This is a genomic window from Stenotrophomonas sp. YJH_SMC_127 (genome assembly GCF_059372445.1).
Window position 1 is genome coordinate 534,410 of sequence record NZ_JCAFVO010000002.1, and the last position, 23,069, is coordinate 557,478.

The following is a 23,069-nucleotide window of genomic DNA, read 5'->3' on the forward strand; positions in this document are numbered from 1 at the left end:
CTCCCTGCGTGAGTCGTTGGAACTTGTCGCAAAGTGGAGTACCCAATGATGACAGGCGTTGAGGACAGGGTGACTCTTCCCAATGGTGCCCACCCAAGCACAGAGAACTTTCTCCCCTGCAATTGCTGCGAAGAAGATGTGGGAAATTGAGCAAAATTGATCCTCACGATTCTCGCCAAGATGACTAACTCGCTACGGGACTCTGAGTGCAGCCTCCTAGCTGAATCTCGCATCCTCCGGGAGTTTGCGTATGGATGCCGCGCGGTCTCGCGACGAAAGGATACTTGCAGTCCACACGATCTCTCCTCGGTGAGGGGCCTCGAAGTTGGCCATACGGCGGTCGGAGATGGGATAGCTAATGAATGCGCCTGATGAAGTATTGGAACGGATAACACCTGATATGCGAATTTCACCTGCTATGCGTACTTCAGCACCAAGTCGAGGAATTGGATGGTTGCGTAGACACCGGTCCATTCCGCCTTGTGCCATCTACCTGCTTTGCTCTTCATTTGCTTCCAATGCGCAGCCAACTCTTTCCACAGGGATGACGTACGAGCAAGCAAATGCGCGCCTTGCCGCTGTGTCGGACGCGCTCGCTGCAGCTAACGCGGCGACAGAGGGCAACCGGGATCTCGCAGAGGCTAGCAATAGCTTACGTCTGCCTGACATCTCGCTTGACGTCAGGCAGCTGAAGCTGCAGAAGACCTTGGATGTGCCGCTAGGCCCCTTGGCGGGGATCGCAGAGTCCGCTGGGTTGGCCGATTCTTTTAGCTTCGTTGACCGCGATTGGCACCTCCGTCCGATTGCAAGTGTCACGATGCCTCTCTACACCGGAGGAAAGATCCCGGCCGTACAACGGGCTGCCGCCGCGAGAGTACGTCAGGCTCAGGCGGAAGAGCAGGGCGTCAGGCAATCTGAAAGTGTACAGCTGATCCAGACCTACTTTGGCCAGCAGCTCACGTCTCACGTTCAAACTGTCAGGCGCACCGTAAGAGACGGGCTTCAGCACCATCTTGATGACGCCGAAGCCCTCGAAAGCGAAGGAATGGCTACCAAGGCTCAGCGGCTTCAGGCCGCGGTAGCTCGTGACCAAGCTGAGCGCGACCTCCAGTTGGCCATCAACGACCGAGCAACAATGGGAGCCACGCTGAGTCAGCTTCTCCGAGCGGGACAGGCCATCGAGACACTTACTCCGTTGTTCGTAATCACGACCCCGCTGCCGGAGATTGAAAGGCTCCGACAGTCAGCATTAAGGCGACAACCGCAGATCCTCAAACTCCAGGCGCTTGTCGATCAAGCCGAGCAGGCTGTCGCCGTGAAGCAGGCAGAGCTAAAGCCGCAAATCTTTCTCTTTGGACAGAAGGATCTCAAAAGATCGGATGCCCTAGCTACTGAACCCGATTGGGTGTTCGGAATTGGACTTAAGTACTCACTCCTTTCGTCCAATAACCGACCCCGGCAAATCAGTGCTGCTCGCAATCAGGTTGAGCAAGCGCGGGCAAGCCTGCGGGAAGTTCAGAACCAGATCGAGATTGCGGTTACCAGGACTGCAAATGCACTCGACAGCGCGAGACGGCAGTTCCTACTACTCGATAGCTCCTTGGAGCAGGCCGAAGAAAATCTCCGTTTGCAGGATCTCTCCTTCAGAGAAGGGCAAGCCAGCTCGCTCGATGTCATTGACGCTCGTTTGAGGCTGGGCAGCGTCTCTGCTCAGAGAGCAAGTGCGGCCTATCAGTATGACGTGGCATTAGCACAGTTGCTCGATGTGGCCGGGCAGACTGACCAGTTCCCCACATACATCCAGAAAGCTGACAGAGTAATCTCGCCATGAGTGTTCAATCGAAAGCTCCCAAAGCGCGCGCCAGGAAGTTGCTGCCAGTAGCAGCTGCAGTAGTCATAGTGGCAGGCGGGCTTTTTCTTGCCTTACGAAAGCCAGACGACGTCGTACAGGGCATGGTGGACGCAGATTCGATCAAAGTATCCGCAAAGATCACAGCTCGCGTGGCAGTTCTAGAGGCGCATGAGGGCGACGCTGTCAAGGCGGGCCAGGTGCTCTTTCAGCTTGACAGTCCTGAAGTGGAGGCAAAGCACCGTCAAGTCTCCGCGGTACTGGAGGCGGCGAGAGCGCAAGAATCAAAGGCCGATGAAGGCGCACGCAGTGAAGACATTCGTGCCGCTCGTGCCAACTGGTCCAGGGCCGAGGCTGGAACAGTTCTGGCGCGAGCGACCTATCAACGCATCGAGAGGCTCTATTCTCAAGGGGTAGCTACCCTGCAGAAGAGAGACGAGGCTCTTGCTCAATTTCGGAGCGCTGAGCAGGCATCGGCTGCGACGCGAGCACAGTATGATCTTGCGCTCGCGGGGACAAGAAGCCAAGACAAACTTGCTGCCCAAGCCCAAGTCATGCAAGCCGAAGGCGGCGTGGCCGAGGTAGAGGCATCGCGGATTGAGGTGCAGGGCATTGCGCCAAGCTCTGGCGAAATCAGCCGAAGGCTTGCCGACGTCGGAGAACTCGTTCCTGCAGGCTATCCGGTGTTCACGTTGATCGATATCAACCGTCAGTGGGTGTCATTCTTTATTCGCGAAGACCAGTTCAACGCAGTGAAGATTGGACAGCATCTTCAAGGACAGATTCCTGCTTTGAAGCTTGAAAACGCGGAGTTTGAAGTGTACTTCATCAATCCCGCCGGAGACTTTGCAACTTGGCGCGCGACTCGCCAGTCCTCCGGTTACGACGTGAAAAGCTTCGAGGTACGGGTAAGACCGGTGAAGCGCTACGCTGGCCTACGCCCTGGTATGACTGTGCTCTTCTCCTGGCCGCAGGGATCAGAGTGAACGTCTCCTCGGCCATCCTTGCGTCCGCAAGAAGAGAACTGCTATTCCTTAGATCAGACCGCTGGTCAGCTGCGATGGTGACATGGTTTCCTGCACTGCTCCTCGTCATTATCGCGATGGTTTTCAGCCAGGGGGTCATTAAGAGCGTACCCGTCGTCGTCGTTGATCATGATCGGAGCGGCCTAAGTCGAGACCTGATCCGCCGGGCAGGCGCCGTTCAAGGCGTCCAAGTGGCGTTTAGGCCTGGCGATCTGGAGGAGGCATGGTCACTGGTACGTAGTCGAAAAGCATATGCAATTCTGTTTATCCCTAGGGGATTCTCCAAGGATATCGATCGAGGTGATAGCTCCAAGGCATTCGTCTTCTACAACGCCAGCTTTCTGCTAACCGGTCAGTCAGCCATGCGCGACCTCACCAACGTGGTTCAAAGTGAGAACGCGAATCTGTCTTTGATCAGAGCTTCATTCCTGAAGGGGCGAACCCCACCGGAGTCTGCTCCTGCGAGGGTGCAGGCGACAATAATGTTCAATCCTGAGAAGAGCTACGAGCACTTCCTCCTGTCCCTACTCTTCCCAGCCATTCTGCTGCTTGCCTTCAGTCTGGCGGTAGCAGTGGCCTTCGGACGGGAGCTGCGTGATGGGACGGGACCTAGCTGGATGCGGGAGGCTGGAGGGAGCTTTGCGGTAGCGTTGATTGGAAAGCTAGTTCCCTACCTGTGCCTGTTCCTCGCATATGCAGCCTTGGCTTCCGCCTGGCTAGCTCATCGATCGGGCGGGATAGCAGGCAATCCGCTGACGCTAATGGCGGGCTACTTGGCACTGTACTGCGCCTACGCCAGCATAGGGGTCCTCTTCGTGGGACTAACGAAAAGCATGATCGTGGCTCTGTCGCTCACTGGCATCTACGCTGGTGTTGCAATGGCCTTCTCGGGAGGTCCATTCCCCACCATCGAGGGCCCGATATTCACGCGCGTCTGGAGCGAGCTGATGCCCTTCACGACATTCGTTCACATTCAATCCCAGCAGCTTGACATCGGTTCCCACTGGCCTTCGTCCATGAGGCACTTCACAATCCTAATGTTGTTCGTTGTCGTAGCAGGCGGGACCGGCTCCGTGCTGTATCGTCGCGCGCTCAAAGATCCTTCTACCTGGGGCCGCCGATGAGCACGTTTGGCGATTCCTTCATGGCAACCATTAGGCATGTGCTCAAAGATCGAGCGGCTGTCACGATGATGATCGCGGCCTCGATCATCTACGCGTTCTACTACCCTGCGGCATATCAGCACCAGGTCGCGACGAGACTACCTATCGTGATTGCTGACTTGGACCACAGCACGTCAAGCAGAGACCTGATCCGCAAGGTTGGCGCTGTTCGTGACGTAGAGAGCAGGGGTGTTGTTGGATCGGTGTCGGAAGGACAGGCAGAGGTTGAGGCCGGAAATGCTGAGGGAATACTTGTTATCGATGAGAAGTTTGAGCGGGACATTATGCGTGGCGAACAGGGTCGTGTAACGTTCCTGGCCTCAGGTGCGCTACTGGGGCGAGCCAATACTGTTTCGCAGGGGCTGTCACTGGCCGTTGCAGGATTCTCAAGCGACGCCGCGCTCGAACAGGCCCAGTTCGCTGGCCCGCCCGGGCGGGGCGCCATAGATGTGATCCAGCGTCCCCTGTTCAATACTCGCGAGGGCTACGCGAGCGCCGTCGTGACCGGGGTTTCTGCCCTGATTGTCCACCAGACACTACTGACGGGGATGGTTCTAGTTCTTGGAAGTCTGCGCGAGAAACTAAACAGACGTATTCGTTTCTCGGGAGTTGAACTTGCTGGAACCTTGAGTGCGTTCTGGGTCTTAGGCGTGACTAACATGCTCTTTTATTCCGGATTCGTTTTCTGGCTTCAGGACTTTCCGCGAGGCGGGAACATGCTAGGCATGCTGCTGGGGATCTCCTTATACATTGGCGCAACAGTGGCTTTCAGCGCCTTTGTTGGCAGCTTCTTCCGAGTTCGAGAGCACGCTGCTCAACTTCTCCTAATGACCTCTATGCCCTTGTACTTCGTATGTGGTCTCTCTTGGCCACGCTCATCCATCCCGGAACCCTTAAGATCGATTGCAGATTTGCTTCCGTCTACATCCGGCATCATAGCGATGGTAAAGTTCAATCAAATGGGAGCAACGGTTCAGGAGTCGCTGCCTGAGCTTCTGAAGCTGTTTGGGTTGATCGTTGTTTACGGTGCATTGGCCTATTTCCGCTATAGGTCTACTGAGGGTGGCGAGTCCGGTCGAACGAAGAAGGGCTTGGTACGATGCTTCCCTTGAAATGGTGCGAAGGGGAGGCACCCTCACTATACGCCGAGACCGAGTCTATAATTTCCGTCGCGTTGCGGGCGCCGGCCGAGCACAATTCGCGACACCCGAGAGGACACACTCTCCGGGCGTCTGGCGATTTCAATGACGTTGTTCGCAGAGGGGCGGGGCGCCCGCGCTGTCTAAGCAAGGCCGCTGCAATTCTGGACGCAGCATGTCGCGACTTCTGGCGCCATGGCTTCACTAGTGCGAGGGTTGCAAGAATCGCCCAGGACGCCGGCGTGACAAAGGCGACCATCTACGCTTGGTTTGGCAGCAAGAAGGGGCTATTCATGAGTGCACTGGTGAGGTCGCTGGAGTTGCTTCCCACTATTAGTGCTCCTGCCAGCGGCGGTTCAGCTGGTGCCCACGCCGCGCTAGGCGAGACGGCCCTCCAGCTTTGGAACTGCGCGGGCCAGGAAGTGTCGGCGGGGCTGTACCGTATGCTTACCGATCCTGGTGTCCCAAGTGATGTTGATCGTTCGGCAATTTGGGAGCAAGCGCTACGGCACTTCTGCGCGCCTGTCGAGGAAGCAATTGAATGCGTTTTTCCAGGCCAGACAGCTATGCCGCTAGGGAGTCGTCTGATCGCATCACATTTCCTCTCACTGGTTATCGGCCTCCGCGTGACGTGCCCTGATTCCGCGAAGAGTGAGGCGGAGGCTGCAGATGCGCAGCTTCGCCTCAGGGGCGCGGTGGCGATGGTGGTGGGGGTCTGCGGTGCGTAAGCGCATGCAAGGCTCACCAAACATGATGTTTCAATTGTCGACGCACCCATCACTTTTGCCCCAAAGCCGACTGGATTGGCGCGGGTCCAGAATAGAAGCGAACACGAGAGCAATTTGTCGAATCCAACAGACGCATTGGTGTCTTCTAACAGTATGATTGGCAGCATGGGATGAGTAGTATTCCTCCCCTAGAGGGCAGGGGTCCCAGAGCGTCGGTAGTGGGCGAGGCCCGAATTGCCGTTTGTCCTAGGCAGGGAGACTGCAGCTGATTCGGTCAAGTTAGGGCGCACCCTAGATTGCTCTGCCGTGAACTTCACGCGTCCGTGACAGGCTGCCGGTCAATCGTTAGCCCAGGCTTAGAAGTACTCGTTTGCCAAGGTGGAGACGCCAGCTACAGGTCGTGCTCTCTCGGCAAGAGTGGGCTGGGACGACGAGACCGCATCCTGTTCGAAAGCTCCTTCCTGAGGTGAATAGATGGACCTCCCGTTTCCAGCAGTCTCCCCCCAGTTGAAGAGTCGCATCGATGCGGTTGTAGCACGGCCGAACGACATGGCGGAGCGCACCTATGCCCAACTGTTGCAGGCCGATCAAGAGTATGGCTCGCTGCCAGCAGATATCAAAAGAGACGTTCGCGAGTCCGTTCGATACTTCACCACTTTGTGGTTCAGGTGCGTCTCTGAAAATCGCCCCCTCTCAGAGGAGGACCTGGAAGCACTACGGGTCATAGGGCGGCGGAGAGTGCATCAAGGAATAAGTCTCGGCGCGCTCTTGAGTGTATTCCGTCTCGGATCTCGGCAGATGCTTAACGTAGCGTTGGACATGGCGCGTGATGACAATAGTATTCGCGACGAGTTGCTTTTTAACCTGTCCCCGTCGCTGCTTGAGTACGCGGATATCATGTCTCAGACGATCGCCGGCGCCTTCCTGGAGGAGCAATTTAAGGGGGGGCGCTGGAGAGACGCGGTTCGCTACCAGCTATGCAGCATCATTCTGAACACGCCTGAAGAGGTCCGTGGCTTCGTGAAGGCAGCCGAGTCGCTCGGCTTGGATCCTCACGGGGCCCGGGTTGCCGTTGCGCTTGAACTTGACCTAAGTAATGTGAGCAAGATCCGTGTCGAGGATGCCTTAGATGAGATCACTCGGATCGTCGGTCGGCACTTGCATGTAGATGCTAATGATCTCCTGCGTATCATGCTTCTTGGCAAATTAGTGATCTGGATCCCATGTGAGCGCGCCGAGTCAACCATTCGCGCAGATGCGAGGATTCTCGCTGCGATGCGTCCGCTGTCGCGAGCAGTGCCTAAGCTGCAGCTAGGAGCGATAGGTCTGCAGGGCGTTGGTCCAGCCGGCTGGGGGGACTCTGCACGACAGGCGATCAAGGCACTTCAAGCCGACGGCGTGCCAGCGATCGCTGGCGTCTTCCATTCGTACTCCGCGTTCGCATTGAGAGAGTCTACGAAGAGAGATCCCGCCGCGCTCCAGTACCTGCAATCCATCCTAGAGCGTCTAAGTCACGAGCAAGAGCTTGTGCCGACGCTTCGAGCCTATTTTGACAACTCGATGGGCAGGAAGTCTACAGCCGGTGCCTTGGGGATTCATCCGAACACGCTTGGTTATCGGCTCGACAGAGTCGAGACGCTGTTGGGAATGCATCTATCAGATGTAGATAGTTTGTCTAAGCTGTATATGGCAATTGACCTAGGGCGAAGGGCACCCCTTCCGAGTTTGGGGGGCGAAGACTGAACAGGCCAATGCCATGGCCCGGAGTTGGTTGGCCTGATCTGCTGCCGGGGTGGCGAATGTGCTCTGCTCGAGGAGAAGCAACATCCTTGCAGGCGAAGTGGTTAGCTCAGGCGAAATGGTTAGCTGCAGCGACGCGGCATCTAATGCTGACTGGGTTGCTCATCATTGCCCCTATGGAAGCCTCCGCTCAGTTAAGGGAGCCGCCAAACTATGCTTTCATTCCATCTTCCGTGAGGGTGGACAATGACATCGTGGGCGGCACGGATCAAGGCTACACCAGCGGAATACAGCTGGCATGGATGCATGGACCCACCGAATCGGCTGCCGCCCCCTTGCAGGACCTGCGAGCCGATGCTTCTGAGCTTCCCCTGGCGGATGCTTGGGAGACCTCAAGATTTGTCTCGGTCAGTCATGCGATCTACACCCCGGCCTTTTCCGAATGTACTTGCAGTACGAGTACCGACCGTCCTTATGCTGGAATCCTTCTGGTTGGGTTGGGCAATGCCAAGCTGCGGGAGCATTCGGCGAGCTATACCCAATTCACATTAGGGCTTGTCGGACCGCACGCTTACGGCAGACAAGCTCAGTCAGTGATCCATCAGTTGACAGGCAGCAAGCGCTTTCAGGGCTGGAGTGACCAGCTGCACGACGAACCATTAGTGGGGGTCAGATACGACAGGCTCAGGCGCTTGATCGGCTCAGACTCGAAGAACAACTGGCCCGGTGATGTCGTGCTCGGCGTCGGCATTTCAGTCGGCAATCTGCGTACAGAAGCCGGCGGAACCCTAACTGTGCGACTCGGGAGGCGCACCTCAGGCTCCTTAGGCGCGCATTCGCTTTCCAAGGGGGTTCTTGGCGGAGTTCCCAACCTGGGCTCGGATAGGAGTAATAGCGCGAGAGAGCGCTATGCCTATGCAACTGTCGGCGCCCAGTGGATCCTGTGGGACGTCAGCCTAGATGGAAACACATGGAGGCAAAGCCCCTCCGTTGTGCGGCGACCGTTCGTTGCTAGCGCAGGAGTCGGAGCGGTTTACCACATCTCAAGGTGGAAGTTCCACATCGCTAACTATTTCGTCGGCAAGGAATTTGAAGGACAACGGCGATTCTCCAGCTTCGGGACGATATCAGTGGCTTATGCCATGTGATGCGATCAAGTTTCAATACATTTGAAATGCCGCAGCAAAAGCGGCAGGGGAGGGCGGCATGAATGGCTTCAGAACTCTGCTTCGCCGTACATCAAGTCCTGTCATGGCGCTCCTATTCTCAGGATGCGCCGTGGTGTCGGTTCATAAGGGCGGCTCTTCTCCTGGCTCCAAAGACACGCTTTCGCAAGAGGTGCTCTTCGAAGGGTTGACAACAGACACTCGCGCGCTTCTGAGCACAATTGGAAGGCCTCCCAAACAATGTTATGAAAATCTATTCCAGTGTCGTGAGGCACTACTGAAAGCAAGCGTCTCCGATCGGGACCAGGTCAGCGCGGGACTCTCTGAGCTACACCTCTATCGCGCGATCAATAGCACCTGCAGCACTACTGACCTTGCCTGCGAGAAGGCGGTCTCAATGGACTTGGTTAGCTCTGCAAGGCATGCCTATGCCTATCTGTTTTTCGGAAGACGACCGCCAGAGAAACGGGTTTTTGAGCGCCGGCAGGAGCAGGTCAGGCAGTTCTACAACCGGTCGCTCGAGGAGTTGGTACCACGCTTGGTGAAGATGAGCTCACACGAGTATCGACTTCCCAAGGGATTCGCGCTGAGCGACGATACTGAAATTGCTCTAGACGTTCCCGAGACAGGCGTAGATCGGTGGCCAGCAGAGCTTGTGACGGCCAGTGGACTTCAGTTCAAGGGCATACGCAACATCTACAGGCGAGACGGATTTGGCGCTGAGTTCGTATCCGTGCACGCGCTAAGGGATCGACGGGTCGAGGAGGAGGAAGCGTTGCCCGCCTCCTTTGAGCAGCTTGGATACACATCGGTGACAATTGTCATTAGATTCGATGGCGAGACGATCGAGCAGATACTCCAGGACAACTCTCCTACCCTAGAGGTCAAAGACATCTATCAAAGCAAGGAAGTCCATCTTGGCAGAACAACTGTGCCCCTCGCAGCAAATTATTCTGCCGCGTATGGACTATGGATGTCTAGGCAAAAGCTGCGCAGGGTCGGTCTTGCGGGATTGCTTGCCAGGGGTCATTCCGTCTCTTTCGCGCCCAAAGTGCTCATGCTTGAGCCATTCGATCCAAACAGACGAGTAGTGATACTCGTGCATGGTCTGGCAAGCAGCCAAGAGGCCTGGGTAAATGTAGCAAATGAAATTCTCGGCGACTCGGGACTGCGAGAGGGGCTGCAGGTATGGCAGGTCATCTATCCGACGAGAATGCCCATTCTGATATCTCGAGAGCGAGTCGAGCTAGCGATTAGGCGTACTTTCACCTACTGGGATCCCTCTGGTAGTGCGACAGCAAGCCATGACGCCGCACTGATCGGACACAGTATGGGTGGTGTCATCTCTCGGTTGCTGGTGAGCAAGCCGGACGACGACATGCTCCGTCGATTTCTGCCTGATCACATGAAGCTGAGCGAGGAACAGTATCGCTCCTTGGCCAGCCAAGAGATGACAAGACGCTACATGAACTGGACGTCCCTGCCACAAGTCACCACCGCGATATTTCTCGCCGCACCACACTGTGGTACCGAAGCATCCGAGAAGCACATCCCACGTTTGCTCTCAAAATTGATTAGCCTTCCCGTCGACACGATTACTGACTTCAAGGGTGTCGTAGCCCATACGGGAGCTAGTAAGCGCGAGTTGAAGCAGGTAGGGCTCGAACGAATGAACACTGGCGTGGATGACTTGGGAGAGCATTCTCGATTTGTGAACTCCACCTGCCACCTGCAAATTGATGACCGAGTAAGGTTCCACAGCATCATTGCTCGAAAGGACCCCTTGACGCCCTTGCCCAATTCAACCGATGGGTACGTACCCTATCGCAGCTCGCATCTGGATGCGGCTGAGTCAGAGATTGTGGTGACTTCTGGGCATAGCGTACAGGACACTCCTGAGGCAATCATCGAGATCCGTAGAATCTTGAAAGAGGCGGCATCGGGAAATCCATGATTTGTCCTCCTAGAGCATTCTCCATCGAGTGCTATATCTGGGAGTGTAGATGGGAGAAGAGCCGCTGCAGTGCGGCTCTTCTTTGAGATAGAGATTCTGTTCTCGACCCCCTACTGCACCCTACAGTGAAGTATGAGACCAGAAAGCTCTAGAGGGTCAACCATTCGGGCTTGCTGGCACCCTTAGGCTCGAGCACGGTTCTGAACTCGCCCGGCGACTTAGTCAGTACAACTTGATCTGTCATTCCTTGGTACGTACCCAAGGGAGTCTCAGCAGTAAACAGGTCCGGATCCACCACGGAGTGTTCGTCCGAAGAGCCGGCGGTTGCCTTGGCGAATTCCTTGTCGAACGTGCCCAAAGACATCAGCCAAAGCACGGTCCTGGTCAGAGAAACTGTGACGCGATAACTGCCACCGCTTTCCGCTCGCTGGCGAAGCGCCGCCAGGATTCCCACCGTCCCGAGCCATCCCACGATGTTGTCGACAATTGGGATGATTGGGGGTGATTTCGGATTGGTCGGAGTTCCTTCGATTGCGAACACACCTGCCACGGCAGCACCAATCTCGTCAAAGCCCGGGCGGTTCTTCCACGGACCATGATCGCCATGCAGCAGCACGCTGGCATGAATGATTCCCGGCTTTTTCGCCGCGAGGGAGTGCGCGTCCATGCCATGCCTTTCAAGGAATCCCGGGCGCTTGTTTGCAAAGAAAATGTCAGTGTCCTTGAGCAGCATATCGAAGGCATGCTTATCCTCCATGGAGTCCCCGAGTACCGCTTGGCGCATACCGACCTGAGCATCCAGGATGAACGCCTCAATCTCCGTGTCCCCCGGCCGCCAGATGTTCAGGACATCTGCGCCATGAAGTGCCAGGTCACGGCCGATTGCTGCACCGGCAATGACGTGACCCATTCCGAGCACTCGGATGCCGTCTAGCGCATTCCTTGCACCCTCCGAGAATGGCACAGGGTCACTTTCACCAATCTTCTCCACCGTGATAAGAGGCATCTTCGCGAGTACTTCGGTGTACTGCGGCTCGGACTTGAACTCGTCAAAGGTCCGAACTTTTGCCATTACGATGCCCAGATCTGCTGCCGCTTCTTCTAGTTCATCGGCTCGCCACTGCAGAATCGCATTGCTCACCGCTTCCGGACTAACTCCGCAGCGCAGGAGGCCGAGCGCCTTAGCTGCCAGCCTCGGGTAAATGTTCAGCGGTACCACATGACGCCCGTCACGCGTTTCACGGAAGAGGTGGGGATCCAGGAACGGATTCAATGGGTCGACCAAGTGAGGGGCCCGACCATTGAGGGTCTCCCACTTGAGGTCAAAGAAGCCACAGAAGCGCTTCAGAGCTTTGCGTACGTCGACTTGGATGTCCTGAGACTCGCCAGTCCGCTGGCGCCAAATCGCTGCCACGGCTACAGCCTTGGCAGCCAATCCGATAGCCGACATCCCGCCGAAACGAAGTGCGCTAGGGACAATGGGATCCTTGCCGTAGAACTCGATCGAACCACCGCTATCTTTTGCGGAGAGGCCCACTTCCTGAAGAACGGCCTCCAGTTCGGAGTGCAAATCGAAGTCGGCGTGCTTGACCGGGTTAGAGATGGAGTCGGTGATCGCCTTGGTAAGTGCAGCCGTAGAGTCGCCGAGACTGCTCGAGTTATCCGCGTTCATACTATTTCTTCTCCTTAAACTTACTGCTGGGTCAACATGCGTCAGACCTACTTAGTACCCAGACGAAGCTGGATAAGGCCAAGAAGAAGCTCGTCACGCTCCGCTTCCAGATCTGAGATTGAGCGGGAACCGACTTCCTTCTTCACACTATCAACGAGCTTCTTCTGCACTTGCTCATTGAGCTCTGGAGAGCCAAGTTCCTTCCACGAAGCAGTTACCGGACCGGCAAACTGATGCAGGAAGTGCTCAATGCCACCCGGACCGCCGCCCAGATGGTTCAGCATCATGTTTCCCATGATCCCCCAGCGCAGCCCTGGCCCCCAGGACAATGCCGTGTCGACGTCCTCGGCGCTCAGAACATCTTCCGCGACTAGGTAGTAGACTTCGCGCCCCAACGCCGCCTGCAAACGGTTGGCAACATGACCGCGTAGCTCCTTGTTCAGACGAACGGTCTTCTTGCCGATTGAGTTGTAGAACTCGACTGCGCGATTGATAACGTCTTCCGAAGTCTTGCTGCCACCTACAATCTCCACGAGCGGAATCAAATGAGGAGGATTGAATGGATGCCCAATGACACAGCGCTCCGGGTGCCGCTTCGCACCTTGCTGAATATCGGACATAGGCAGTGTCGATGAGCTTGATGCGATAATGACCTCGGGCGGCAGAATTTCATCCAACTGCGCATATAGGTCTTGCTTGAAGTCCAGTCTTTCGGGTCCGTTCTCCTGCACCAGATCCGCCCCCTGAAGCGCCTCAGCAAGATCTGCCGTGAACCTCAGGCGATTCCTATCGGCAGTCGTCGCTAGGCCAAGACGCTCAAGCGCCGGCCACGCGGAGTCGACGAACTCACGGAGGAGCTTCTCGGCGTTTGGGGCAATGTCTGTCGCGACGACGTCGAGACCTTTCGCCAAATAAAGAGCGGCCCAACTAGCACCGATTACGCCGGTGCCAATAATCGCAACGCGTTCAATCTTCCGATTCTTGCTCATTATTACATCTCCATATGTGCGTGGTTGCACAGATATTGGCCTTCGAGATCTAGCTTTAGCACTACCGGGGGAATGCGATTCCTGTCACTGGTCCAGGGAACGTATAGAGCGTTTCGAACTCCCCACCATCCATCGAAACAACTCTGACTGCGCCACTAAGATCGGCAACAAATGCTTTGCGCCTCTCAAGATCAAGAGCCAGGCCAATGCCTTCCTTCAAGCCCCGGGCAATGATCTGATGATTCTTCAGGCCATCGGCCGAGATGTCACCGCGATTCAGGCTGTTTCCACCCTCGCTGTCGAGGCCGCGATCTGTCCAATAGAGCTGCTGGGCCTCCTCATCGATCTCAAGATCGATTGGCTCGGGCAAATCTCCAATGAGCAGCTCAATGTCACTTCGGTTGGCGGCTGATTGACCAGGCGGGACGTCGAGCGGCATTCTGAAAATTCTGCCCTGACCTCCGTCTGGCGGGCCCTTCTGCGTCCAGTACAGGTGGCCGTTCGCAGCATCTATGGCGATGCCTACGCAGTGTCTAAGTACGTCAGAGCTGTCTTGTGGCCAGTCGCCTGTACGGAATAGCTCTGTCAATTCGTCACCGCTAAGGGAGCTTCGATAGATCGCCATCCCTTCGCGGTCGCACCAATAGAGATGGCCCGCGTGAGGATCGAGCTGAAGCTGCTTGGGCGTCACGATGGCGCCCCCTCCGACCAGCTTGCGATGCTCGCCGCTATTCAAGCTGCAGCTCTCGATCGCACCGTCGGCAAGGAGGAAATCCTCACCTTGTGCAGGCATCATTCCCATGTTGGTCCAAAACAAGGTCCGCGTTCCAACATCAACTTGCACACCATCCGGGGTGCCAGATTCGATCTCCAATACTGTTTCGACGGAACCCGTGGCGACATCCAAAGAAGCAATCCGGGCGGGGTAGGCTTGCAGGACAAAGAGCCTGCCGTTGACTAACGCAGGTGTAGACCTAGAGTCACTCATCTCGCTGCTCTCGTGCTATTGGGTTGATTGTGCTGGCCGTGGCTACCCATGCATGAAATGGTCTGCCCAGTTCGCCGCACGCGAATGATTGTAGGGAATGCAGTCGGGGTTGGGATTGTGCAAAAGCACAAGTAACGATATCCAGAATGACAGTGCATTTTTGACTCGCTCTCGTATAGCGGTCGTCGCTGTCCGCTGCCACCTTTCGCATCTGCATCAGAAGCCGGGAACGGAGCCTCAGCAGAGGCTCATCGGGAGGAGAATCGATCTGCGTTGTGCACCTTCATAGCGCTACATGTGCATTCACACGGTCCCATTCTTGATGCTCGCAACTTACGCTAGGCGCGCTAGCACTGCCGGCAACGACTCAGCAGCCGCTCTGCGCAAGTCGGTGTACGCCTGTTTCAGCGAGAGGCTGATTATTGAATGCTCAAACCGGAGTGGCCATGAAGAAAATAACAATTGCTCCTGCTACATTCCCCTCATTGGATCCTTTGCTTGTTCACCGCATCCTCCGTTGCGGACTTATCGGCATCGCAACTTCAGCTGGAATCGTCTCCTATAGTTCGGACGCCAGAGCGGATGATCAGTCAATCCTCAATCGTTCAGAGGATAGGTGGTTCTCCCGCGTCGGAGTGCTCGGCGTAACTTATGACTCCAGCGCACGAATCAGCTTGGGCGGAAGTGAGCTTCCCGGCGCTACTGCACGTGCTCGTGGAAACGTGACCGTGATTTTCGATGTCGGTTACGATCTAACGGACAATGTCTCACTCATGGTTATGGGAGGAGTACCTCCCCGAACAGCCGTCGACGGAAGAGGGGCCGTCGCTCCACTGGGAAATCTCGGCGCTGTGCGTTATGGCCCCATCTTTCTTACGGCAGTTCGCCGCCTCCCTGAATTCAACGGCTTCCAGCCATACATTGGCGCGGGGCTCGCTCATGCCTTCATTCTTAGCAACTTTGATGGAGCCGTCGCTGACCTGAAAGTTCATGACAACAGTGGGTTCGCGGCTCAAGTTGGCTTTGAGTACAGGCTGGATGACAGAAGGTCGGTGTTTGTCGACTACAAACATCTCTGGCTATATCTGAAAGCCAAGGGAAGTATCGAAGACAGCCCAGTTAAGGCCAAGATCACCCTTGATCCAACCTTGGTTTCCGTCGGGTTGAAGCTGCGCTTCTAGGGACCAATGGCTTTGCCGACAGTTCTGAGGACGTTGATCTAAGAGGTCAACTGGACGTCCCCCATACTTAGCGCTCACGAAAGCCACGACTGACTCAGCTTCAGGTCTTGATCGGAAACAGTGCTGGTCAAGCGTGCGCTGTTACGCCGGGCCCCTATGCTGACGCGACCCCGGAAGATGGCAAAGTCTAGTGATAGCCGGAACCTTCCCGGATCTTCCCCCTGAAGATCCGATACGACCATACCGTATAGCCGAGAATCACTGGCAGCATGATGATCAGCCCCACCAAGCCGAATCCGAGTGATGCAATAGGTGCCGCTGCAGTCCAAATGGTTAGGGAAGGAGGGAGCAGATAAGGCCACATCCCGAGCAAGAGTCCGAGGAACCCGAGGACGAACAGAGTCAGCGAAAGAAGGAAAGGTGCAAGGTCGCGATCAGAGCGCCCTCCAGAGCGCCAAAGAGCAACTGCCACTGATATGGTCAGAATAGGGACGGGCGAAAGCCACCAGAAGTTGCCGTTACTAAACCAACGGACCATCAGCCTGGAGTCCAGGAAAGGCATCCAGCTGCTGACCAATGCCATCGCAACAATAACGGCCGCCACCAGCGGACGGGTGAACTTTCTAGCCAGAATTTGAGTTCGACCTTCAGTCTTGAGAATCAACCAGGTCGCGCCTAGTAGTCCGTAGCCTGCTACCAACGCAGCCCCCGTCAGCATGGAAAACGGGCTAAACCAAAGGAACGGGCCGCCAGAGTACGTGCCCTCCACGATTGGAATACCTTGCACCAGAGTGCCCAGTATTAGCCCTTGGGATAACGTAGCAAGCAAAGAGCCCATCCCGAATGCCAGCCCCCAAAGTCGCTTTGACCGTTGTGCTTTGAAGCGAAACTCGAAAGCTACACCGCGAAAGACTAGTGATACGAGCAGGAGAAGGACGGGCAGGTACAGTGCCGATAGGAGCGCGCCGTAGACAGCTGGGAAGGCAGCCAGCAATCCCGCTCCGCCGAGTACAAGCCAGGTCTCGTTGCCGTCCCAGATCGGCGCAGCAGTGTTCATCATCAAATCCAGCTGATCTTCATCTGCGGCAAACGGCGACAGAATTCCTATGCCGAGCACAAATCCGTCTAAAACAACATACATCAGGATGCCGAAGCCGATCACGGCAAACCACGCTACAGGCAACCATGTGCTCAGATCCATTACGGCGGTCCTCAGAGAGATTGATCTACAGCGGATATGGGGCGCGCAGGCGTGCGATTCCCCTCGGCCAAAGAAGGGGCAACTTCATGCGGTTCCGGCCCTCTGCGGAGAATCTTGAATAGGTACCAAGAGCCCCATCCAAAGACGAAGCTGTAGCTCCCCGCGTAGACAATCAATGACAGGATAGTCATCCAGAGTGCCTGAGGGCCTATTGCGTCGGCAGTGCGCAGCACCTCATAAACCACCCAGGGTTGCCGTCCCATCTCTGTGACAAACCACCCAGCAACTAGAGCAAGGAACCCGCTGGGCACCATGACGGTCCATGCCCTAAGAAGCATTACAGAGCCGAAAAGCCTTCCACGCAGGAGTGTCAGCATAGAAGCCCAGCTGACAAGGAGCATGAGTGTTCCGAGTCCTACCATTACTCGGAACGCAAAAAAGACTGGGAGAACCGGAGGTCTATCGCTGGCCGGGACGCTAGTTAGCGGCTCAAAGGTTCCATCGACCGAGTGAGTCAGTATTAGACTTCCTAGGCGCGGAATCGCGATCTCGTACCTGTTCCGTTCTTCCTTTTGATTGGGAATCGCGAATAGAACCAAGGGTATGCCTTCACCCATGTTCGCTCGATTCCAGTGCGCTTCTACTGCGGCGATCTTCATCGGCTGATGTTTCAGTGTGTTCAGACCATGCATATCGCCGACAAAAATTTGAAGCGGCACGGCTACCGCCGCGAAGATCACCGCACAGCGGAGCATCTTGTGCCCAGCTTCGATATGTCGCTGCCGGCGTATGTACAGGGCACCGATCCCGCCTATAACGAAACAGGTGGTGATGAACGACCCCAGGGCCATGTGTGCTAAGCGGTAAGGGAATGAGGGATTGAAGATGATCTGGAGCCAATTGGCGGGCCGCACAATTCCATTGACCACTTCGTGCCCAGCGGGCGTTTGCAGCCAGCTGTTTGAGGCGAGGATCCAGAACGTCGAGCAAAGTGTCCCGAGCGCCACCATACATGTGGAAAGGAAGTGCAGTCGGGGTGACACTCTCCCCCAGCCAAACATCATGACACCTAGGAAGCTTGCCTCGAGAAAGAAGGCGGTTAAGACTTCGTAGGTAAGAAGCGGCCCTATCACGGCTCCCGCTACTTGACTGAGACGCGGCCAGTTGGTCCCGAACTGAAATGCCATGACGATGCCACTGACGACACCCATTCCAAACGAAACTGCGAAGATCTTTTGCCAAAAGAAGTAGATGTCTCGCCACAGAGCATTGCTCGTTCTAAGCCAGCGCCATTCCACGAAAGCGAGCCAACTGGCCAGCCCAATGGTAAAAGCAGGAAAGAGAACGTGAAAGCTGATCAGGAAGCCAAATTGAATCCGGGACAGGAGTAGAGCGTCCATCGCGTCCTCGTCGTTGCCTTAGTGGTTCGTGGCGAGAGATGTAGCTGTCCGATAGATGGGATCGAACTGTATCGGGCCATCTACCCCAACTGAATCCTACGCGTCGCGACGGGTCTGCTCGGTTGCGTAAACTTGAGAGACGGTCGCAACCTAGAATGGCTGCATGTGAGGGTAGCCCGTGCGCGTCGATGGTACTCGCAGTCATGCCTGCCCACCTTTGGGCTCAACAACAATTCGAACTGTGTTGATGCACAACAACGGTTCGGATCAACTGCAAGGTGCGGTTCCTGTCTTCTTTGATTGCGTTTGGGGCAAGTGTTGAGAATCGACTGTTCGCCATTTGCTCATTCTTTGGAGAACATGCAGAGCACCGAGCTCTGCGTTCGGATCTGGTAGACATCCAGCGTGTCAATCTATCGTTCATGACTTTAAGCAAGTTGCATTATCAGAGCAGTCACGAAGCGATAATCTCGCCTGCCGCTGTTTCGGCGATGACCTCGCAACCAGCCCCCAACTGGTTTCGCAAGCGGCGTCACATTCGATCTCCGCATCACGATAGAAGTGGCATAGCTGCTATCACGTAGCCATACAGCTCCGGTGGCACAGACGTTCTCGACAGCCGTGCCGCCTGGTGGTGTGCAATCTGAGTTCAGCCACCTATGAAGTGGTGCGGCCGCAGGCCAGTACACAAATAGGCCAGCAGAAGTTCCACTACATTGCGCAGACGTTGGAAGTAGATGCGCCGCATTCGTTCAGCCTTGAAAGGCACCTGAAAAGATCTTCTACAAGCGCAGCCCCTGCGCCCAAGATAGAGAATATGCCCGACAACAGCGGCGCTGAGACCTCATCTGCCGAGGTTGTAAATCCACGTTGCTCCACCCGCATCCCGGAAAGCGCCAGACACCTGCCAACATGGCGCCAAAACCAGCTCCTCCCTGAGACGGCCGCGTCTTTCCGATTCAATCGGGATTCTCTGGTTCTGGCAAAAGTCGCTGGGCCCTTCCTTGCTTCCAGCGCTTGACGTAATCGATAAATGCCCGAAACGCGGCAGAAGGAAGTCGCATGCGCGGGTAGTAGAGCGCCTCGCCTTCAAAGGGCGGCGTCCATTCTCGCAAGACCTGCACCAGAGTTCCGTCGTCTAGATGTCGCTGGGCCTCGCGTTGCTCGACGTAGGCCAAACCTGCGCCTGCTGCTGCGGCCTTGGCAGCAAGTACCGTCGTGCCCAGGATCAAGCGGCCTTTGACATCAATCTCTGGAGTTGCGCCTCCCTTTGGGAACTCCCAGCGCATGATGGCGTTGCTGGGAAGCCTTGCCCGTATGCACTCATGATTGAGTAGGTCGCCCGGGGTGCCCGGCGTGCCGCGTTCATCCAGATATGCCCTTGAGGCCACGATGATCAACGCCTCGTCGATCCCAAGTGGCAGCGCGATCATGTCCTGGGGAACGACGTCCAACAGGCGCAGGCCTGCGTCGAAGCCTTCCGCGATGATGTCAACCAGCCGCCCCTCGGTCACCATATCCACGCGGACATCCGGATACTCACGCATGAAGCCGACGATGATCGGCAACAGGCGCTCGGCGCCCCAGCTCGACGCATTGACTCGGATCAACCCGGTAGGGCGATCGCGCAGGTCGTGGACGTCTTCAATCGCGTGGGTAATCTGATCCAGCGCCGGTCGCACCCTTCGCAAGAACGAATCTCCAGCCTCGGTCAACGACACGCTGCGCGTATTGCGGAGAAATAGCCGAATGCCCAGGCGGCTCTCCAAGGAAGCGATGATATGGCTGACCGACGACGGCGACATATCCAGCTCAAGCGCCGCAGCGCGGAAGCTTTCGTGCACGGCTACGGCGTTGGCGACTTTGAGCGCACGCAACCCTAGGTCTTCCATTGTACGGTTTCCTTCATCATGGTGTACGGCATTGAGCCACTTACCGGAACAATAATTCTCTCATAGAGTAGAGAAACCGTACAAACAGCGTGAGATAAAACATGAAAACCGTATTGATTACCGGGGCTTCGTCTGGGTTCGGAGAATCCGTTGCAGTCCATTTCGCTGCCGAAGGCTGGAACGTGATTGCCACGATGCGCAATCCAGAAGCGGCTCCCAATGAACTCATTCATCGCCCCAACGTACTGGTGACCCGTCTGGACGTCCAGGATAGCGACTCCATCCGGCAGGCGATCGCCGCAGGGATCGCGCGTTTTGGTGACATCGACGCGGTCGTGAACAATGCGGGATACGGCCTGTTCGGCGTCTTTGAGGGGCTGACGCCCGACGCCATCCAGGCGCAGTTCGACGTCAATGTGTTCGGCGCAATGGATGTTGTCCGTCAGATCCTCCCGCACTTCCGCACCAAGGGCGCGGGCACGATCGTCAACGTGAGCTCCGGTGCCGGAACCATCGGGTTCCCGATGGCCTCCATCTACTGCGCTTCGAAGTTCGCTCTGGAAGGTTGGTCCGAAGGCCTCTCCTATGAGCTGCGCTCTATCGGGATCAAGGTCAAGATCGTGGAGCCGGGCGGGGCGATGAAGACCAACTTCATGGCGCGGGTCGGCGGTGAGACCGCCGGTCAGCGGGCTATCCCTGAGTATGAGCCCTTCCTTGGCCACGTCTGGCAGATGTACGCTGGCATGGGCGAAAACGCGGATCCGGACGCCGTCGAGAAGGTTGTTGCGTCGATCTTCACCGCAGCAACCGATGGCACCGACCAGTTGCGTTACGCGCCCACCAACGACATTGCCCCGATTCTGACCGCTCGTCGCAGCACCTCCGAAGAGAACTACCGCTCCTTCACTTTGGGGATCTTCGCACCCCAGGGCTGAAGCGATCTGCCGGACTAGACCTGCGTAACACGGCTGCTTCCACCGCCCCGCACAGCTGCCGCGCCCGATAGGGCGCCGGCGCGGCAGCGAGTGCTCCTGTAGGTGAAGGCAGGGCACGCACGCCAGCGACACCGCTTCGCCTCGCCTTCGCCTCGCCTTCGCCACCGCTCTGGTCAACGTTCACCAGACACACCGCGTCGCTGGGTCATCCAGTGCCTGGCTGTATGCATGACGTGGCCCGTGCCTCCATTCTCGCCGCGTACCGTTGCGACGCCTGGCTCGCACATCTATAGAGTGGCGAGGAAATCCATCACGGCGGTCACGCTCGGTAGTCGGCCAGTTCTGGAAGACGTAAGGATCGTTGTGTGGAAAGGGCCAGCGGTCCAGTTGGGTAGCACCTGGCGCAGGCGCCCGCTGGCCAGTTCCCCCTTGCAGTAACTCATCGGCAGGATGGTAACCCCCAAGCCCGCTACAGCCGCGTTGACAAGGGCGAAAGCTTCATCGACGGTGATCCTGGCTTTGGGAACCACCAATACAGTCCGCTCGCCATTGCTCAGGTGCCAGGTGCTGCACGTCAGGCCGCCAGGCAGTCCGTGATGCTGCGACAACGCCTCCGCGCTGCGGGGCTCTCCGAAACGTGCAAGGTAATCGCTGGATGCCACTAAGATCAGGGGCTCGGATCTGATGGTCCGCTGCACCAGTTCGGAATCCTGCAGGGGCGCAAAATGGCTGCGAACCGCAATGTCGAAACCCTCATTGGATACGTCGACAAAACGATCCGTTGCATGCACGGAGATCTGCAGTTTCGGATACCGCGCCAGTAGCAGGGGAAGGCTATGTGCGAGTTCGAAATGAAGCATGGCGACCGGAACAGTCATCCGTACGGTGCCAGTCGGCTCAGCCATACGTTGCTGTACCGCCACGCCGGCCAGGTCGACCTGCGTAGCGGCAGCCTTGGCGTGCTCGTAGACGTCTTTGCCGATATCGGTAAGGGAAAAGCTGCGGGAAGAACGGTTGAGCAGCCTGACGCCCAAATCCGATTCGAGCTGCGCCACTCGCTTGCTGAGGGTGGACTTTGGCAGGCCCAGCTTTTTCCCTGCGGCTGCAAACCCACCAGCATCCACGGCGCTGGCGAAGAGGAGAAGGTCATTCGCACTGTGCATCGTCCATGCCTGTGGACTTGAAGTTCGAGCCGCGACTCTAGCACCTGCGCTCGCCGCAACTCCACAATTCAGCGGCGGGAATTTCCACCATCTGATGAGATGAACACGATGCAAAGGACACTTTTCTTTGGCGCGCCAGGCGCCTGCTCGCTGGGGGCCATCGTTGCGCTTGAGTGGTCGGGTCTTGCCTACCACCTCTGCCGTGTTCAACTTGGCGACCCTGACAGCAGTCGACGTTACCGCCTGATCAATCCACTCGGGCAAACGCCCGGGATGAGGGTTGGCTACCACTTCCTGGGCCAAAGCCTGGCCATCCTGCAGCACGTGGCCAGGGCCTCCAACGATCCGCGGATGGGTGCCAAGAGTGGGTTTGAGCTCGATCGCCAGAACATGGTGCTCGGCTTCCTGCATACGACCTTCTTTGGTGCCTTCGCGCCTCTATGGATCGCCATGCACGGTGCCACCGAAGAGGACAAGCCAGCGCTATCGAGGATGGGCGCAGAGCGAGTCCGACTGGCTCACCAACAACTGGAGCAGCTGCTGGGGCAGCGTGAGTGGCTGGTAGGCGATGGTCCAACGATTGCCGATGCCTACTTCGCTGGACTCGGGCGCTGGAACGACCTGCATAACGCGATCGATCAGAGCGAGTTCAAGAACATCGTCGCCCTGAGGGCGCGCCTGGATCAACTGGACGCCACCCAGTTCGGCTACGACGTCGAAGCCGGAAAGACGCCAACCGGACAAGGCCGGTTCGCTGGGTATGTCGACTTCGACACGGCTGGGTACGGTCTGCAGGAGTTGCGCTAGCGCGCTCTGGCTTATGTGCAGCCCGCTATGCATCGCGGGCCACGACCGGCGTGCTCGCTCCAACCCGACAATGGCCG

The 23,069-nt window shown here is 56.8% G+C and carries 18 protein-coding genes; 11 read left to right on the forward strand and 7 right to left on the reverse strand.

The genetic code is table 11. The features are described from left to right. Window positions 1-358: 358 nt before the first annotated feature. From AC5QAB_RS07785 to AC5QAB_RS07820, 8 genes are all read left to right on the forward strand, one after another. Complete coding sequence (locus AC5QAB_RS07785; protein ID WP_495233293.1) at window positions 359-1,831, forward strand: TolC family protein; 1,473 nt, start codon at window positions 359-361, stop codon at window positions 1,829-1,831. Next, on the forward strand, window positions 1,828-2,835 hold the full coding sequence (locus AC5QAB_RS07790) for an HlyD family secretion protein (RefSeq protein WP_495233294.1): 1,008 nt from the start codon (window positions 1,828-1,830) through the stop codon (window positions 2,833-2,835). Before AC5QAB_RS07785 ends, AC5QAB_RS07790 begins: the two co-directional genes overlap by 4 nt. After that, complete coding sequence (locus AC5QAB_RS07795; protein WP_495233295.1) at window positions 2,832-3,998, forward strand: ABC transporter permease; 1,167 nt, start codon at window positions 2,832-2,834, stop codon at window positions 3,996-3,998. Before AC5QAB_RS07790 ends, AC5QAB_RS07795 begins: the two co-directional genes overlap by 4 nt. Next, window positions 3,995-5,149 carry an ABC transporter permease gene (locus tag AC5QAB_RS07800; protein WP_495233296.1) on the forward strand — a complete coding sequence of 385 codons (1,155 nt, stop codon included), beginning with the start codon at window positions 3,995-3,997 and terminating at the stop codon, window positions 5,147-5,149. The genes AC5QAB_RS07795 and AC5QAB_RS07800 overlap by 4 nt, the downstream gene beginning before the upstream one ends. Beyond that, a complete protein-coding gene (locus AC5QAB_RS07805; RefSeq protein WP_495233297.1) occupies window positions 5,137-5,904 on the forward strand; it encodes a TetR/AcrR family transcriptional regulator in 768 nt (255 codons plus the stop codon). Before AC5QAB_RS07800 ends, AC5QAB_RS07805 begins: the two co-directional genes overlap by 13 nt. A gap of 507 nt (window positions 5,905-6,411) precedes the next feature. Next, window positions 6,412-7,647 carry a PucR family transcriptional regulator gene (locus AC5QAB_RS07810; protein ID WP_495233298.1) on the forward strand — a complete coding sequence of 412 codons (1,236 nt, stop codon included), beginning with the start codon at window positions 6,412-6,414 and terminating at the stop codon, window positions 7,645-7,647. 143 nt (window positions 7,648-7,790) lie between these two features. After that, window positions 7,791-8,792 carry a lipid A deacylase LpxR family protein gene (locus AC5QAB_RS07815; RefSeq protein WP_495233334.1) on the forward strand — a complete coding sequence of 334 codons (1,002 nt, stop codon included), beginning with the start codon at window positions 7,791-7,793 and terminating at the stop codon, window positions 8,790-8,792. A gap of 133 nt (window positions 8,793-8,925) precedes the next feature. Further along, on the forward strand, window positions 8,926-10,764 hold the full coding sequence (locus AC5QAB_RS07820) for an esterase/lipase family protein (protein ID WP_495233299.1): 1,839 nt from the start codon (window positions 8,926-8,928) through the stop codon (window positions 10,762-10,764). Between the two features lie 148 nt (window positions 10,765-10,912). Here the strand turns inward: AC5QAB_RS07820 and AC5QAB_RS07825 are convergent, their stop codons facing one another. The 3 genes from AC5QAB_RS07825 to AC5QAB_RS07835 all read right to left on the reverse strand — a co-directional run bounded on the left by AC5QAB_RS07825 (window position 10,913) and on the right by AC5QAB_RS07835 (window position 14,413). Next, complete coding sequence (locus AC5QAB_RS07825) at window positions 10,913-12,436, reverse strand: CoA transferase (protein WP_495233300.1); 1,524 nt, start codon at window positions 12,434-12,436, stop codon at window positions 10,913-10,915. 47 nt (window positions 12,437-12,483) lie between these two features. Then, window positions 12,484-13,425, reverse strand: a complete 942-nt coding sequence (locus tag AC5QAB_RS07830; RefSeq protein WP_495233301.1) for a 3-hydroxyacyl-CoA dehydrogenase NAD-binding domain-containing protein — start codon at window positions 13,423-13,425, stop codon at window positions 12,484-12,486. A 61-nt stretch (window positions 13,426-13,486) separates the two neighbouring features. Then, window positions 13,487-14,413 carry a hypothetical protein gene (locus AC5QAB_RS07835; protein ID WP_495233302.1) on the reverse strand — a complete coding sequence of 309 codons (927 nt, stop codon included), beginning with the start codon at window positions 14,411-14,413 and terminating at the stop codon, window positions 13,487-13,489. Window positions 14,414-14,859: 446 nt separating this feature from the next. Here AC5QAB_RS07835 and AC5QAB_RS07840 point away from each other — a divergent pair, with 446 nt between their 5' ends. Then, entirely contained in the window at window positions 14,860-15,594 is a 735-nt protein-coding gene (locus AC5QAB_RS07840; RefSeq protein ID WP_495233303.1) for an OmpW/AlkL family protein, read from the forward strand. Between the two features lie 187 nt (window positions 15,595-15,781). On the opposite strand, the gene cydB is transcribed toward AC5QAB_RS07840, so the two are convergent. The 3 genes from cydB to AC5QAB_RS07855 form a co-directional block, all read right to left on the reverse strand. Beyond that, a complete protein-coding gene (gene cydB, locus AC5QAB_RS07845) occupies window positions 15,782-16,795 on the reverse strand; it encodes a cytochrome d ubiquinol oxidase subunit II (RefSeq protein ID WP_495233304.1) in 1,014 nt (337 codons plus the stop codon). 11 nt (window positions 16,796-16,806) lie between these two features. Then, window positions 16,807-18,195 carry a cytochrome ubiquinol oxidase subunit I gene (locus tag AC5QAB_RS07850; RefSeq protein WP_495233305.1) on the reverse strand — a complete coding sequence of 463 codons (1,389 nt, stop codon included), beginning with the start codon at window positions 18,193-18,195 and terminating at the stop codon, window positions 16,807-16,809. A gap of 959 nt (window positions 18,196-19,154) precedes the next feature. Beyond that, window positions 19,155-20,087 (reverse strand): LysR substrate-binding domain-containing protein, encoded by a 933-nt coding sequence (locus tag AC5QAB_RS07855; RefSeq protein WP_495233306.1) that lies wholly within the window; start codon window positions 20,085-20,087, stop codon window positions 19,155-19,157. Window positions 20,088-20,188: 101 nt separating this feature from the next. On the opposite strand from AC5QAB_RS07855, the gene AC5QAB_RS07860 reads away from it, so the two are divergent. Beyond that, window positions 20,189-21,022: an SDR family oxidoreductase gene (locus AC5QAB_RS07860; protein ID WP_495233307.1), complete on the forward strand. Its 834-nt coding sequence runs from the start codon at window positions 20,189-20,191 to the stop codon at window positions 21,020-21,022. Between the two features lie 287 nt (window positions 21,023-21,309). Here the strand turns inward: AC5QAB_RS07860 and AC5QAB_RS07865 are convergent, their stop codons facing one another. Further along, on the reverse strand, window positions 21,310-22,185 hold the full coding sequence (locus AC5QAB_RS07865; protein WP_495233308.1) for a LysR substrate-binding domain-containing protein: 876 nt from the start codon (window positions 22,183-22,185) through the stop codon (window positions 21,310-21,312). Window positions 22,186-22,284: 99 nt separating this feature from the next. Between AC5QAB_RS07865 and AC5QAB_RS07870 the strand changes: the two genes are divergently transcribed. Continuing rightward, a complete protein-coding gene (locus AC5QAB_RS07870; protein ID WP_495233309.1) occupies window positions 22,285-22,992 on the forward strand; it encodes a glutathione S-transferase family protein in 708 nt (235 codons plus the stop codon). Window positions 22,993-23,069 lie beyond the last annotated feature (77 nt).